Source organism: Anabaena subtropica FACHB-260 (assembly GCF_014697105.1).
In the GTDB taxonomy this organism is placed as follows: domain Bacteria; phylum Cyanobacteriota; class Cyanobacteriia; order Cyanobacteriales; family Nostocaceae; genus Trichormus; species Trichormus subtropicus.
In genome coordinates, this window is sequence record NZ_JACJRF010000004.1 from 211483 (window position 1) to 226852 (window position 15370).

Sequence of the window (15370 nt, forward strand, 5' to 3'; positions counted from 1 at the left end):
TTTAGATAGATTTATTGTGGAATTAAAAACTTAGCTACAGTTTGCACATCCTTGTCACCACGTCCAGAGCAGTTAATAACAATGCGGGGACTACCGTCAAGTTGGGGACAGAGGGTTTCGAGGTAGGCGATCGCATGGGCTGTTTCTAGCGCGGGAATAATTCCTTCCAACCGAGACAATCTCTGGAATGCTGCCAACGCTTCCTCATCAGTCACACTATAATATTCAGCCCGATTAACATCTTTCAAGTAGCTATGTTCTGGTCCCACGCCAGGGTAATCTAACCCTGCACTAATCGAGTGTGCCTCAATTACCTGTCCATCCTCATCTTGCAGTAGATAGCTCATAGCTCCATGCAATACACCAACCCGTCCTTTTGTCAAGGTAGCGGCGTGTTTTTCTGTATTCACACCTTCTCCGGCTGCTTCTACCCCAATTAACCTAATAGATGGCTCATTGACAAACTCATAAAATAATCCCATCGCGTTGGAACCACCACCCACACAAGCCAACAGAATATCGGGTAAACCACCCCATTTTTCCAAAGCCTGAGTGCGAGTTTCTTGTCCAATTACCGCATGGAAATCTCGTACCATCATGGGGTAAGGATGAGGTCCCGCTACCGAACCCAAAATATAATGTGTGGTTTCTACATTCGTCACCCAATCCCGAATTGCCTCAGATGTAGCATCCTTGAGTGTTCCTGTTCCAGCCGCTACCGGACGAACTTCAGCCCCCATCAACCGCATTCTAAACACATTCAAGGCTTGGCGTTCCATATCGTGAACGCCCATATAAATCACGCATTCCAGCCCAAAGCGAGCGCAAACTGTAGCTGTTGCCACACCATGCTGTCCAGCGCCAGTTTCAGCGATAATGCGCTGTTTACCCATGCGCTTGGCTAACAATACCTGACCAAGAGCGTTATTAATTTTGTGAGCACCTGTATGATTTAAGTCTTCTCGTTTTAAGTAAATTTGCGCCCCTGTGCCATCTGGTCGAGCATAATTAGCTGTCAAGCGTTCAGCAAAATATAATGGTGTCGCACGCCCTACGTAATCTCGCAGCAGTTGTTGTAGTTCGGCTTGAAAATTTGGTTCATTACGGTATTGCTGATAAGCTGATTCTAATTCAGCCAAAGCCGGCATCAAGGTTTCCGGCACATACTTACCGCCAAAGCGTCCAAAGCGTCCTTGGGTATCGGGAACCTGAGAAGTTGCGGGAAAATTTGGAGAAAGGGGAGTTGTAGTCACGGAATGATTTTTGATGATGGGATAGACTTAATTATTATAGGAAAGTCTGAAGCACATAGGATACGATGTCTTAACTGACAAAATGCCTTAATTTTAATTTTTCTAAAACAGAGATTTTATGTCTTCTTCCAATTCCAAATCTTCTGACAAGCACTTTGTCTACCGCGAATTTGGCAACGGTATCTCCCCAGCCACAGAAAGACCGACACCAGAATTACCACCACAACAACAAAACGTCAGAGTACAGGCTACCCGCGCCGGACGCAAAGGTAAAACTGTCACCGTGATTACTGGGTTTCAAACTAAACCAGAAATATTGGCAGATTTAGTCAAACAGTTAAAAACTCAGTGCGGTACAGGTGGCACAGTTAAAGATAATGAGATTGAAATTCAAGGCGAACACAAACAAAAAATTTTAGACATTTTGATTAAGCTAGGCTACAAAGCCAAAATTAGTGGCGGTTAATTAAAAGGAGACAGAAATGGATTTAATTCGGATTTTATGTGCGATTTTCTTACCACCTTTGGGAGTATTTTTACAAGTCGGTATAGGTAAGGATTTTTGGATTAATATACTTTTGACGTTTTTAGGTTATATTCCTGGAATTGTTCATGCAGTGTGGGTAATTGCGAGAAAATAATTCATAATTTGTAATTAAAGGCTCTTTTATCTAGAGATTCAATTACAGATGTATTTGGCTTTCTGTAGGCTATGAAAAAGCCCGAACTAATCAAAAATTAAATTCAGATAAAAAGCCCCACTCAAATTAAAATTTGAGTGGGGCTTTATTTTTACCAAATTAATTTCTGTCTGGTAATTTTGGCTATCAAAATCCTACAAGTCAGGAGGCAAGATTACTGTATCAATCGCATGGATTACGCCATTAGAGGCTTTGATATCTGCCTGTACTACCTTAGCATCGTTGACGCTGACACCTTGATTATCAACTTTGATATTAATTGCGCCACCCTCGGCACTTTTAACTTCACCAGATTTCAAATCAGTGGATAACACACTACCAGGAACAACATGATAAGTAAGTACCTTGAGTAATACTTCTTTATTTGCTGGTTGCAACAATGCTTGTAAAGCATCTGGTGGTAATTTAGCAAACGCAGCATCAGTAGGTGCAAAAACTGTTAGGTTATCTTGTCCTTGTAAAGTTTCTGTTAATCCAGCTGCTTTTAATGCTTTGTTTAGCGTTGTGAAGGAGTTATTTGATTCCACCAATGCTAATAAGTTTTGACCTTGAGTGTCGGTTGTTCCTGCTGCTGGTGGAGTTGTACCTGGTGTTTCAGTGGTGGGTTGTGTTGCTGGAGGAGTAGTCTGAGTGGGTGTGGTGCGACTACCACGGTTGTAAGGAGGCTCATTAAAAATACTTGGTCTAGTGTTCTGTGCTATCTGTTTTTTATTATTGGCATTTGCCTCTATACGTAGACTCTGATTATCGGGAGCTTGGTGGAAATTAGTAGGATTGGGATTTAATGCTTCTCTGGCTCCAGATGGTAAGGTAATGAAGAGGCTTACGCCTGCTAAACTCACTACACTTGCCAAATTTGTCAGGAGTTTGCTATGATTCACCCTCATAATTTCTCTTTGTTTTGAATTTGAATTAGATTACATAAAGATTTATAACATTTTACAACAAACAAAATCTAACCACAGAAGTAATATTTTTATTTAAAAATATGCGGGGTAAGTAGGTAAGATTCTATAATTCTATAACTAAGTTATGTAGGACTGGTATTTGATTTTTGAAATACACATAGGTTAAGTTAGTCAATGCTAACCATATTCGGGTTTTTGAGAGTATTGCTCACCCACCATATACTTAGACATCAATTCTACTAGAATTTTTAAAAATTCCCTAAATAATATATATAGAAATCCAATTTTATTTCTGCATTTACTCGCTTAGGTAGGCAATGAACAATAAAAAACAAACCTCTTTGCAAGGTACACTCTACGGGTATTTCAAAAATAAAATAGGATGTTATGACTTGAATAAAATTTATTTGTCAATTTCTGAATAGACTATTCTGGGAAATTTTGGAATTGTCTAGAATTAATAAGAGGTTATTTATAAAGTAAAAATAAAATTAATTTAGGGTATGGTAGAACCATAGTTCTACAGCACTTCCCGGTGTTATGAGGTACAATAACAGCAATTAGTCAATCAGTTTTTTATTAGTTTAAAATTCTCCCAGCATTTGCAATCACTTTAATATTTTACCTTGATTTTATGTGTGGTGACTCCATTAATCAATTGAAGAATTAAGATATCAGGAAAATGCAGATATAGTCAAAAATTCTTCCCAAAAATAGACTTTATTTTGCCAAGAAATCCGAGAATAAATTAATTATTTAATCAGAAAATTTACTAGAAGTGAAGTTACAATTAGAATGTTGATAAAATACTCAGTAATCAGGTATACATCATGTTGGAATTATACCAATGGGAACTATCTCAATACTCAGAAAAAGTGCGGCTAATTCTAGATTACAAAGGTTTAGAATACCGCAAAATTGAAGTGACACCAGGAGTTGGACAAGTAGAATTATTCCGGTTGACTGGACAAAAACAAGTACCAGTATTGAAAGATGGGAATAGATATATTCCAGATTCTACAGCGATCACCAAGTATTTAGACTTACAATATCCAGACCGTCCCTTGATACCACAAGATCCCAAACAAAGGGGTTTAACTTTATTAATAGAAGAATGGGCTGATGAATCAATCGGCATCAAAGGTAGAAAAGCACTATTTTCTGCTATCAGTCAAGACCAAAATTTCCGCAAATCTTTGTTACCTACCTCAACACCAGACGTTCTGAAAACCTTAGTTGAAGGCGTACCCAGTGATTTTCTTAGGGTCTTAGGGTTTGGAGTCGGTTATAGTCCAGACGTAATTAAGTCAGCGATCGCAGATTTAAAACAAGACCTAGAAGCGCTTACACTAATATTAGCAGATAGTCCTTATTTAACTGGGGATGAACCTACCTTGGCTGATTTAGCTGTAGCAAGTTTATCAATATTGTTAAAATTCCCTGAAGGCCCCTATCTAGACTTACCCGCAAGTATTAGAGGTAAAGGCGTGCCATCATTAGCCGATAACCCTGATTATGCTCCCTTTTTCGCCTGGCGCGATCGCCTCTACACCCAATTCCGCAAACCATTAATTGGTCCATCCCCCACAGGTGGCGCACCAACATCTATTCAGATTGAGTAAATGATGGGAGTGGGGAGTAAGGGAGTAGGGGGAGAAGAGAATTAATAGACCATTGACTAATGACTAATGACTAATGACCAATGACAACTTACTACAACCATTAGGTTCAGTAATCCAAGGTTCTCTCACTGGGGGTTTAGAAGTGCGCTTACACCCGGATATTTCCGTTGAAGATATGCGGGTGGGTAAGTTTTTGGTAGTCCAAGGGATGCGATCGCGGTTTTTCTGTATGCTGACAGATGTAGCCTTAGGAACTGCTAATGCACGCATTATTGCTAGTCCACCCAGTTGGGAGGACACTTTTTTACGGGACGTTTTAGCCGGGAGTGGGACTTATGGAACAATTAACCTCTCACCGATGCTGATGTTCACCCCTGAATCCGATGAGTCTTTGACAACAACAGATGGTAAATCAGTAAATCCTTTTGTTCCATCTTCTACAGGTTTGGCTTCTTTTCAACCCCAAACCAGTACCACGATGGAATTACTCCCAGTCAAAACCATCCCCAGTCACTTCAGTCAAGTTTACGAAGCCAGCGTTGACGATTTTCGCCGGGTGTTTGGTTGGGAAGATGACATCAACAGAAAAAACTTTTCCATCGGTAAACCCTTGGATATGGATGTCCCTGTTTGTATTGACTTAAACCGCTTTGTCGAACGCAGTAACGGCGTATTTGGTAAATCTGGTACTGGTAAATCTTTCCTCACGCGCTTACTTTTAGCTGGTGTGATTCGCAAGAATGCGGCGGTTAACTTGATTTTTGATATGCACTCTGAATATGGTTGGGAAGCAGTAGCGGAAGGAAAGAACGTCAACACCGTTAAGGGACTCAAGCAACTGTTTCCGGGTAGAGTCGAAGTGTATACCCTTGACCCTGAATCAAGCAAGCGCCGGGGTGTAAGGGATTCTCAAGAACTCTATCTGAGTTATGAGCAAATCGAAGTCGAAGACGTTAAATTATGTAGTCGAGATTTAGGCTTATCGGAAGCTGCTTTAGATAATGCCAATATCTTATATAGTGAGTTCGGCAAATCTTGGATTGTCCAGTTGCTGAATATGACTAATGAAGAAATTGAAATGTTCTGTGAGGAGAAACGGGGACACAAAGGTTCAATTATGGCGTTACAGCGAAAGCTGTTGCGTTTAGATGGACTTAAATATATGCGGGCAGTTTGCCCACAGAATTATATTAGTAAAATATTGCAGTCCTTAGAAGCTGGGAAAAATGTAGTTATAGAATTTGGTTCCCAATCAAATATGCTCTCCTATATGTTAGTGACTAACATGATCACCAGACGGATTCACGAGCATTACGTCAAGAAAGCCGATAAGTTCTTGCAAAGCAAAAATCCCAGCGATCGCCCCACGCCATTAATGATTACAATAGAAGAAGCCCATCGCTTCCTCGACCCAGCAATAGTCCAAAGCACTATCTTTGGGACAATCGCCCGTGAACTGCGTAAATATTTCGTAACACTACTAGTGGTTGATCAAAGACCCTCAGGGATAGATAATGAAGTTATGTCCCAAATTGGGACACGCATCACCGCCCTGCTCAATGATGACAAAGACATTGATGCAATCTTCACCGGCGTATCGGGGGCTGGTGGTTTAAGGTCTGTATTAGCCAAACTAGACTCCAAGCAACAAGCATTGATTTTAGGTCACGCTGTACCTATGCCCGTAGTAGTACGAACCCGTCCCTATGACTCTAGCTTCTACTCTGAAATTGGTGACGCAGCTTGGGAAGAAAAACCAGACGCAGAAGTATTCGCAGCTGCTGAACTAGCCAAAGCCGATTTGGGATTCTAAAAAAAAGCAGGGGGAGCAGGGGGAGCAGGGGAAGTAAAGAAGAATGACAACTAACAACTGACAACTAACAACTAACTACGTAAGTAGTAAAGTCTGATCTCATAGAGTTCGGTTATCTCCCTACTGGCAGGCAACAGAAGAGGAGGTTTTCGCGTCACTATAGGTATAGTTAGCTTTTATAAGGAATTGAAAAAGTTTTTTTATAAAAAAGGCAATTTTACATTATAATCTATATCCTTCTTTGGACTACTTTACTATCTACCTGATTTGTCTTAATATAAAACTAAGTGGAACTCATACTGACTTCGGATTGAACAGTTGCTGCCAGTAACTGAAAGAGAGAATTCTGGAAAATCGACCACTGTGCTTGTAAGACATTAAACAATTGTCGGATGGTAGGGGAACCTATCTCAAGGAAGCGCCTTCTAAAAAACGGATACATGAAATTGTTTAAGTTTGGTAGCGCCTTGAGTTCTGTGATATACGGTTTAAGTTTCCCAGTTAGATTTGTTACTCAAGATTAATTGTGTTTACGGAGTAGAGGACAACGCACCAATGCCTACTGTTAACACCCACACAGAAGACACAAATACCAAATTCACGGCTGATATGGTGCGAACCTATCTGCGAGAAATTGGTCGTGTACCCCTGCTCACCCGTGAGCAAGAGATTGTTTACGGGAAGCAGGTGCAGCAAATGATGTCGTTAATAGATGCGAAAGAGGCTTTAACCAAAACATTGCAGCGCGAACCCAGTTTACCAGAGTGGGCTGACCACGTTCAAAAGTCTGAAACAGAAGTGAAACAGACTGTAACTCAGGGTAAGCGAGCCAAGCAAAAGATGATTGAAGCGAACCTGCGTTTGGTAGTGGCGATCGCCAAAAAATACCAAAAGCGGAACATGGAGTTTCTGGATTTGATCCAAGAAGGAACTCTAGGACTAGAAAGAGGCGTAGAGAAATTTGACCCGATGAGGGGTTACAAATTCTCAACCTACGCTTACTGGTGGATTCGTCAAGCAATTACCCGTGCGATCGCTCAACAAGGTCGTACTATCAGGCTACCTATCCATATTACCGAGAAACTGAACAAAATCAAAAAAGTTCAGCGTGAACTAGCTCAAACTTTGGGACGTTCTCCTTCACCTGCGGAAATTGCCAAAGAATTAGAACTAGAACCAGCTCAGATTCGTGAGTATCTGAACATGGCGCGTCAACCAGTTTCCCTAGATGTGAAAGTTGGTGACAACCAAGATACAGAACTGCAAGAAATGCTCGAAGATGACGGTCCTTCCCCTGAGTATTACACCACTCAAGAATTCTTGCGCCAAGACCTAAACACCCTGTTGGCAGAACTTACACCCCAACAGAGAGAAGTCGTAGCTTTGCGCTTCGGTTTACTAGATGGTAACGAAATGTCCTTGGCGAAAGTCGGCGAACGATTGAATCTCAGTCGTGAACGCGTCCGCCAATTAGAACATCAAGCACTTGCTCATCTGCGTCGCCGTCGAGCCAATGTTAAAGAATACGTCGCCAGCTAATCTTACAGACGTAGCAGCGCTACGTCTCATAATCAGACTTTCAGCCTCCTAAATTCAGGGGGCAATTTTTTATATAAATTAAGGATATGAGGACTTTAAGCAAGCCAATAACCCACGTGCAAATTCTCTAAAATTCAGCAACAAATACAAACTTCCATGAAGAGTTACGTAGTTTTCTTGGCTACGCAGGATAAGTCTAGCCGTAGGAGTACTACGAATTACAAATTGATAATTACGGTTGCGCTACTTGCTACTACCTGATAAATGTCACCCTATTGTTTTGGAACATTTATTTTATTGGAAAAAATATTTTTACTTTTCCGAAATAGAAATACTTGCTGTTGTATATCTCTATGTGCTGACAAAAATCTCTTTAAATTAAGAAATTTAACAGCAACATATCAAAATGTGTGAATGATTAGATTGCTAGTTTACATCATCCTATAGATTGAATCTGTTAGGTGAAGCAGAATTTTCTTAATCGCTGATAATTTAGAATTACCTGCTGAAAATCTAAAAAACCGTCGTTTTTCCAAAGTATTCTTTCTAGAGAGTATAAATCAGACCTTTGACCGAGCCTTAAACGTTACAAATTTAATTATGGTTTAAGACAAGTTGGAGAGGCAGTCGTTAAGTTTGTCACAGGAGGAGTCGGGTGCTTAACAATATTTCTAAATTTTTACCCTTACGTCAGTTGAGAATTCCCGCCATTGGTCTACTTTTCACCCTTGGTATGGTGGGTGAACAAATTAAGCCAGTGCTGAGTAGGGAAGTTGTAGTAATGTCTACCTCTACAACGTTATCGACTAATGGTGTGCAAGATAGTTCCCAAACTCCTCTTTTAGTTAGCTTAAGCGAAGTTCGTGAAGATAGGGAAACCAGTTCAGCGCAGAATGTTAAAACAACAGCGCTAAGAAGTAATCAAAAAGCTGAAAAAAAACCAGCGATCGCGCCAAAATTTAGTTTGCCAAAAAAAGATGGCATTTATCTTTATGGTCAATCACCACAACCAGACCAAATAGGGCAAGGGTACATTCTGTTCCAAAAACGCCAAGGTAGGTTATTAGGCGCATTGTATATGCCTAACTCTGAGTTTAGCTGTTTTCAAGGCGCAATCAACCAGTCAGGCAATTTAGCGATGACTGTTACTGGTACACCAGATGCAAGTGCGTCACTTGAGGTATCAGCAGCCAGTACATTACCCAGATTTTCAGATGATCAGCCAACTAGTTACGCTTATTCTCTAGCACTGCAAGACTATCATCAAATTAATACCATTAGTGCTAATGATCGCCGCATTCTGCAAATGTGCAGTCAATAGTCAGTGATTAATATTCAATCCCTGGTTGCGCCTTGACGTTTTGGTCACGAAAAGGATGTTTAATTAGAGTCATTTCTGTAACTAAATCTGCGCGTTCGATGAGGGCGGCTGGTGCGCCTCTACCTGTGAGGATTACGTGTTTACTGGGGGGTTTGTCAGCTAAACCGGCTAGTACCTCATCTACACTCAAATAGCCCATTTTGAGGGCAATATTAATTTCATCGAGTAGCACTAACTGGAAATTGGGGTCGCGGATGAATTCTAATGATTTTTCCCACGCGGATTGGGCTTTGTCAATATCGCGATCGCGGTCTTGGGTGTCCCAGGTAAAGCCTTCTCCCATTGCGTGAAACTCTATCTGGTCTTCCCAATAGCTAAATACTTTTTTTTCTGAAGGTTCCCAAGCACCCTTGATGAATTGGACGATCGCTACTTTATACCCATGACCGAGCGATCGTAATACCATACCCAATGCTGCTGTAGTTTTGCCTTTACCGTTACCAGTGTTAACAATAATTAACCCTTTCTCTGGCACAGCTTGTGATATGCGCTGCTCCTGTACTTCCTTGCGGCGCTGCATTTTTGTGCGGTATTGTTCATCAGAAAGGTTTTGGGTTGATGCCATTATTTCATCAATGAGACGCTCAATTTCCTTATCTGATTCTAATGCTTCTGGTGTATCGCTTGTCATCAAATTCATCAGGAAATACAGAAAATAAATGTTGCAACTAACAAAACCAAGAAAATTTTGTGATGGGATTAATTAGCACTTGAGGCGAATCAGGCAGAGAAACAAGAAAAATTTACGAATAAAAAATGCAGCTAATTGTTGTGTAACGGATCTAGAACTATGAGATTTAGCTGATATTTCTACAATACAGAAATTATTGACTAGCCACGTTCGTAAAGAACGTTTTTGTATTTGACATTTAGCACAAATGATAGAAATGCAAAAAACCTTACCCTGTAAGGATAAGGTTGTAGATTGATATTGATGGCTAGAATCCTCAATCATTCAGTCCAACACAGTTATTATTTCTCCAATGGTTATAGTATTGGGCTAATTTATCTCAAAGGTAATGAAGTAACTCCACGTTGTCAGTTATACCGGCAATATTTCTCGGAAAAGTTAGGCTTGATGAACTGAATTTTAAGTGTTGTACATTCTTAAAGCCGAATTTTTTTGGTGATTTCTGATGATTGTGAACCAAATCCTCCGCCTCCAGGGGTTTCTATCACAAAAACATCCCCAGGCTTCATTTCTACTGTAGCTGTACTATCTAAGTTTTCTTTGGTTCCATTGTGACGTTGTATCCAGTTGCGTCCCACTTTTCCTGCTTCTCCACCATTCAAGCCAAAGGGAGGAACCAGCCGATGATTAGAGAGAATATTAGCTGTCATGGGTTCTAAAAAACGGATACGCCGCACTACTCCATCACCGCCTGAATATTCTCCTTTGCCACCACTATGGGAACGCAGACTAAAGCTTTCTACAAGTACAGGGTAGCGGGTTTCTAATACTTCTGGATCAGTCAGGAGGGAGTTAGTCATGTGGGTGTGAACTGCATCCGTACCATCAAAGTTAGCTCCTGCGCCAGAACCACCGCAGATAGTTTCATAATATTGATAGCGATCGCTCCCAAAAGTAAAATTATTCATTGTTCCTTGAGAAGCAGCCATTACACCCAACGCACCATATAAAGCATCAACAATGGTTTGGGAAGTTTCCACATTACCTGCTACTACTGCTCCTGGATAGGTTGGGTTCAACATACAGCCTTCAGGAATGATAATTTCTAAAGGTTTCAAACACCCAGCATTTAGAGGAATATTATCATCAACTAGAGTTCGGAAGACATATAAAACTGCTGCTTGTGTTACGGCTTTAGGAGCGTTAAAATTACTATTCAACTGTCGAGATGTGCCAGTAAAATCAATCTTAGCCCGGCGATGTTTCCGGTCTATTTTCACTTGGACTTGAATTTTAGCTCCACTATCCATCTCATAAGAAAACGAGCCATCGTTGAGTACATCAATTACCCGTCTCACTGATTCTTCAGCATTATCTTGGACAAATTTCATATATGCTAGGACTGTTTCTAGTCCATATTGAGCAACCATTTTATGAAGTTCTTTAACTCCCCTTTCATTAGCAGCAATCTGTGCTTTGAAATCAGCTACATTCTGATCAGGATTACGTGCAGGATAAAGATGATTGGCTAAGAAATTTTTGACTAGATTTTCTTGAAAATTTCCCTGTTTAACTAAGAGAAAATTATCAAAAAGAATACCTTCTTCTTCCACTGTAGTACTGTGGGGAGGCATAGAACCTGGAGTAATACCACCGATATCTGCTTGGTGTCCGCGAGAAGCAACGAAAAAGAGGGGGGTGGCGGTGAGAGTAGTTTCGCTAGTTTCTGGGAATACGGGAGTAATAGCTGTGACATCAGGGAGGTGGGTTCCGCCGTTATAGGGATTATTAGATAGATAGACATTTCCTGACTTGATTGTGTCGCTTTTATCATGAATGAGACTACGAACACTTTCACTCATTGACCCCAAATGTACAGGAATATGAGGGGCATTCGCGACTAATAATCCTGATGAATCGAAAATCGCACAGGAGAAATCTAGCCTTTCTTTAATATTGACTGATGCGGCGGTGTTTTGCAGAACAATTCCCATTTGTTCGGCAATAAATTGATAGAGATTTTTAAATATTTCTAAACGGACGGGATCTGGTTGAGATATTGTGTACATTTTTGCATCCTATGTGTTGGAAACCCATATTTTGCCTGAGTCGATATGCTTGAAATCATGCCCTCCACAGGTTGTTTTATCAAAATCATCATTGTTAGGATTTTTTCTGAGCCAGGAGAATCAAAAACCAAGGTTTAGTGGATAGTTTTTCATAGGCTTGAGGATAGTGTTGTTGACACTCTTCTGTAGGACGTGGCTCAACAATCTTTTGCATGACAAACCCTGCACTAGTAAGAGCAGAAGTCATTGCACTTAAGGGACGGCGATAAAAGCGTACACGAACAGATGTACTTCCATAGTTTTGCCAAGAGTCTTCTAAAAAATCCGTGGCGAAATAATCAACTTTTTCAAAAAGTTGAAAATCCATAAAAGGATGATGAGTCGAAAATAAAAGCAAGCCTTCAGGCGATAAAATGCGGTAAAACTCTTTTAAAACAGCTTCCCAATCTCTTAAATAATGTAGAGTTAAAGAGCTTAGTACTAGATCAAACGAATTATCCTTTAAAAAGGTTAAGGGTTTACTCAGGTCAGCTTGGTAAACTTGAACCCTGTTTTCTAGTCTTCGCTTTGTCAGTTGCACCATTTTTTCACTGATGTCAATAGCTACAACATCAGCACTACGATTGACTAACCATTCAGAATAGATTCCGCCTGCACAACCAGCATCCAATACTCGCTTAAATTTGATATCAGACAAAATTGAGAACATAGCTGGTCTTTCGTAGTAAGCATTGTGGGAACTTGACTCTGTAAGCTTTACATAAGCTTCTGCAAATGCTTCATAGTCATTAAAAGCTATATACTCTTCCTTCTTATCTAAACTCATATTCAAATTTGAGTTGCTGTGTCATTCTCTGGACGCTATCCATTGTAATATCGGGGGTGACAAAAATAGGAGCAGATGTGGCGGCGATCGCAATTTATAAATGTTGTAAAATTAAATGATTTCTTTCAGTTAATCTTGCTTGCCATTCAGGTTCAACTACAATCGTGCTGATTTTTTCGATGATGATAGCTGGGCCGCTAATAATATCTTCTAGTTGTAAACTTTCCCGATGATAAACAGGTGCATCATGCCATTTTTCTGCTGTAAACATTCGTACTATTTCAACAGATTTAGGTGATTCATTAATAGAAATATTACGAGTAATTAATGGTTCTTCCAGAGTAGTCATTTTTTGAATTATTTCTACCGAAATAGATTCAACAATTATTTTTTTTGCTGACTGAGTAAAACCATAACGAGATTTATGCTCTACCTCAAATTCTTGTTTCATTACTGTTATATCTGAGAAGAAATTAACTGTTAAGGTAGAGTTAGTACCTTCATATTTTAAATTAACTTTTTGGATTACTTCTTCGACACTGATTTGACCATCTGTTAATTCACCTCTAGCTTGAGTTTCTAACAATTCTATTAACTGCATCAGTTGAGGAATTAATTCTTCACTTAGAGGTTGTTCTACGCCTCCGACTCTGGTAGCTCTAACATCAGCTAATCCCATACCATACGCTGAAAGAACCCCAGAATAAGGGTGAATAAATATCTTTTTCATGCCTAATGTATCAGCAATTAAACAAGCAACTTGTGCGCCCGCGCCACCAAAACAACATAGAACATAATCAGTGACATCATAACCCCGTTGCAAACTAATTTTTTTAATCGCATTTGCCATATTTTCTACTGCAATCGCCATAAAACCAGCTGCTACTTGTTCTGGTGTACGATGAGTTCCTGTGACATTGCTAATATCGTGGGCTAATTGGTTAAATTTTTTAATGACAATATCTTTATCTAGAGGTAAATTGCCATCATTCCCAAAAACCGAAGGAAAATATTGGGGATGAATTTTACCTAACATCACATTGGCATCTGTGACAGCTAAAAGTCCACCACGCCGATAGCAAGCAGGCCCTGGATTTGAACCTGCTGATTCTGGCCCGACACGATAACTAGAACCATCAAAAAATAAAATTGAACCGCCGCCAGCAGCAATAGTATTAATTGCTAATACGGGAACTCGCATCCTCGCTCCAGCAATTTCGGAATCTAATTGGCGTTCATATTCTCCTTTAAAATGGGCAACATCTGTACTTGTACCGCCCATGTCAAAGGTAATTACTAACTCAAAACCTGCTCTTTTACTAGTTTGAACTGCACCGACGATACCACCAGCCGGCCCACTTAAGATGCTATCTTTTCCCTGAAATCTATCAGCATCAGTTAAACCGCCATCAGACTTCATAAACATTAATTTAACATCAGGTAACTGCTTGGCTATTTGATTAACATAACGCCGCAAAATCGGAGTTAAATAAGCATCTACAACAGTTGTATCTCCCCGGCTCACTAACTTCATTAAGGGACTAACTTGATGGGATATGGAAATTTGAGTAAAGCCAATTTCTTGAGCAATTTGGGCTACTTGTTGTTCGTGGGTGGGATAGCGATCGCTGTGCATGAAAACAACTGCACAACTACGAATTCCGGTGTGATAAACTGCTTGTAAGTCTTTTTTGACTTGTTCAAGATTGACAGGTTTTAATTCATTTCCTATGGCATCATAGCGTTCGTCTACTTCAATTACCTGTTCATACAGCATTGTGGGTAAGATAATTTGCCGGGCAAAAATATTTGGGCGATTTTGATAGCCAATTCGCAACGCATCTTTAAATCCTTTGGTAATGAGTAGGACAACCCTATCTCCTTTTCTTTCTAACAGTGCGTTTGTAGCTACTGTTGTCCCCATTTTGATTACTTCTATAGTGTTATGGGGAATGGGTTCATTATTGGAAATTCCTATGATATCTCGAATACCTTGGATAACTGCATCTTGATATTGTTCAGGATTCTCAGAAAGTAATTTATATACTATTATCCATTCTTGGTTAGAAAGAGGAACAATCAGAAAACGTTCTCTATACCTTGAAAGCCTATCTACAATTGTCTGATTATTCGTAACAGCGACAATATCTGTAAATGTACCACCCCGATCAGCAAATACTTTTAACATTTCTTTATATATAGCAGAGGACAAATTATGGGGAACAGGTGACAGTATTAAAAGTCTCTTGGTTCTGTTTTTAACCAAATTTGGGGGTTTAAGTCCCCTGTTTCTAGCTAATCTTGTTGGGAATACACACGATCTCACTGTTAAAAGAAGCAGGGGAGCAGGGAGCAAAGGAGAAGACTAAGACGGAGCTTGTACTCCCGCCCCAGTTCAAGCGCCCTAGAAGGGCGGGGCTTTGTACCCCTGCTCCGCTTGCTCCGCCCAGAGGGGAAGGGCTTATTCCCTGACTTTTCACGGGATCTGGAAAACCCCTCTCCAAACCTCTCCCCTACAAGGCTACGGTGTACACACAAGTTTGCCCAGAGCGAGTTTCCAGCCAAAAAAAGTGGATTCAAATTGCTCAAGACCGCGAACCAAAGTAGTAATACCAGGAGGTTTTTGA

12 protein-coding genes and 1 pseudogene are annotated in these 15370 nt (G+C 40.2%); 7 read left to right on the top strand and 6 right to left on the bottom strand.

Annotated features, from left to right (window positions below; genetic code table 11):
• Positions 1-11: 11 nt before the first annotated feature.
• Entirely contained in the window at positions 12-1253 is a 1242-nt protein-coding gene (trpB, locus tag H6G18_RS04095) for a tryptophan synthase subunit beta (RefSeq protein ID WP_190405804.1), read from the bottom strand.
• 118 nt (positions 1254-1371) lie between these two features.
• On the opposite strand from trpB, the gene H6G18_RS04100 reads away from it, so the two are divergent.
• Positions 1372-1719, top strand: coding sequence for a translation initiation factor (locus H6G18_RS04100; RefSeq protein WP_190405805.1), 348 nt, complete (start codon positions 1372-1374; stop codon positions 1717-1719).
• A gap of 16 nt (positions 1720-1735) precedes the next feature.
• On the top strand, positions 1736-1894 hold the full coding sequence (locus H6G18_RS04105) for a YqaE/Pmp3 family membrane protein (protein ID WP_190405806.1): 159 nt from the start codon (positions 1736-1738) through the stop codon (positions 1892-1894).
• Between the two features lie 194 nt (positions 1895-2088).
• On the opposite strand, the gene H6G18_RS04110 is transcribed toward H6G18_RS04105, so the two are convergent.
• Positions 2089-2841: a fasciclin domain-containing protein gene (locus tag H6G18_RS04110; RefSeq protein WP_190405807.1), complete on the bottom strand. Its 753-nt coding sequence runs from the start codon at positions 2839-2841 to the stop codon at positions 2089-2091.
• 851 nt (positions 2842-3692) lie between these two features.
• Between H6G18_RS04110 and H6G18_RS04115 the strand changes: the two genes are divergently transcribed.
• The 4 genes from H6G18_RS04115 (at position 3693) to H6G18_RS04130 (ending at position 9157) form a co-directional block, all read left to right on the top strand.
• Positions 3693-4484, top strand: a complete 792-nt coding sequence (locus H6G18_RS04115; RefSeq protein WP_190405808.1) for a glutathione S-transferase family protein — start codon at positions 3693-3695, stop codon at positions 4482-4484.
• A gap of 73 nt (positions 4485-4557) precedes the next feature.
• A complete protein-coding gene (locus tag H6G18_RS04120) occupies positions 4558-6297 on the top strand; it encodes a helicase HerA domain-containing protein (RefSeq protein WP_190405809.1) in 1740 nt (579 codons plus the stop codon).
• A gap of 555 nt (positions 6298-6852) precedes the next feature.
• Positions 6853-7836 carry an RNA polymerase sigma factor, RpoD/SigA family gene (locus H6G18_RS04125; RefSeq protein WP_190405810.1) on the top strand — a complete coding sequence of 328 codons (984 nt, stop codon included), beginning with the start codon at positions 6853-6855 and terminating at the stop codon, positions 7834-7836.
• A gap of 655 nt (positions 7837-8491) precedes the next feature.
• Complete coding sequence (locus H6G18_RS04130; RefSeq protein WP_190405811.1) at positions 8492-9157, top strand: hypothetical protein; 666 nt, start codon at positions 8492-8494, stop codon at positions 9155-9157.
• A 7-nt stretch (positions 9158-9164) separates the two neighbouring features.
• On the opposite strand, the gene cobO is transcribed toward H6G18_RS04130, so the two are convergent.
• On the bottom strand, positions 9165-9848 hold the full coding sequence (gene cobO, locus H6G18_RS04135; RefSeq protein WP_190405812.1) for a cob(I)yrinic acid a,c-diamide adenosyltransferase: 684 nt from the start codon (positions 9846-9848) through the stop codon (positions 9165-9167).
• A 172-nt stretch (positions 9849-10020) separates the two neighbouring features.
• On the opposite strand from cobO, the pseudogene H6G18_RS24950 reads away from it, so the two are divergent.
• A pseudogene (locus H6G18_RS24950) lies at positions 10021-10083 on the top strand (DUF6508 domain-containing protein); the annotation flags it as partial.
• A 241-nt stretch (positions 10084-10324) separates the two neighbouring features.
• Here H6G18_RS24950 and H6G18_RS04145 read toward each other — a convergent pair.
• From H6G18_RS04145 to H6G18_RS04155, 3 genes are all read right to left on the bottom strand, one after another.
• Positions 10325-11917, bottom strand: a complete 1593-nt coding sequence (locus H6G18_RS04145; protein ID WP_190405814.1) for a hydantoinase B/oxoprolinase family protein — start codon at positions 11915-11917, stop codon at positions 10325-10327.
• A gap of 94 nt (positions 11918-12011) precedes the next feature.
• Positions 12012-12743, bottom strand: coding sequence for a class I SAM-dependent methyltransferase (locus tag H6G18_RS04150; RefSeq protein ID WP_190405815.1), 732 nt, complete (start codon positions 12741-12743; stop codon positions 12012-12014).
• A gap of 94 nt (positions 12744-12837) precedes the next feature.
• Positions 12838-14931: a hydantoinase/oxoprolinase family protein gene (locus tag H6G18_RS04155; RefSeq protein WP_190405816.1), complete on the bottom strand. Its 2094-nt coding sequence runs from the start codon at positions 14929-14931 to the stop codon at positions 12838-12840.
• Between the last annotated feature and the right edge of the window lie 439 nt (positions 14932-15370).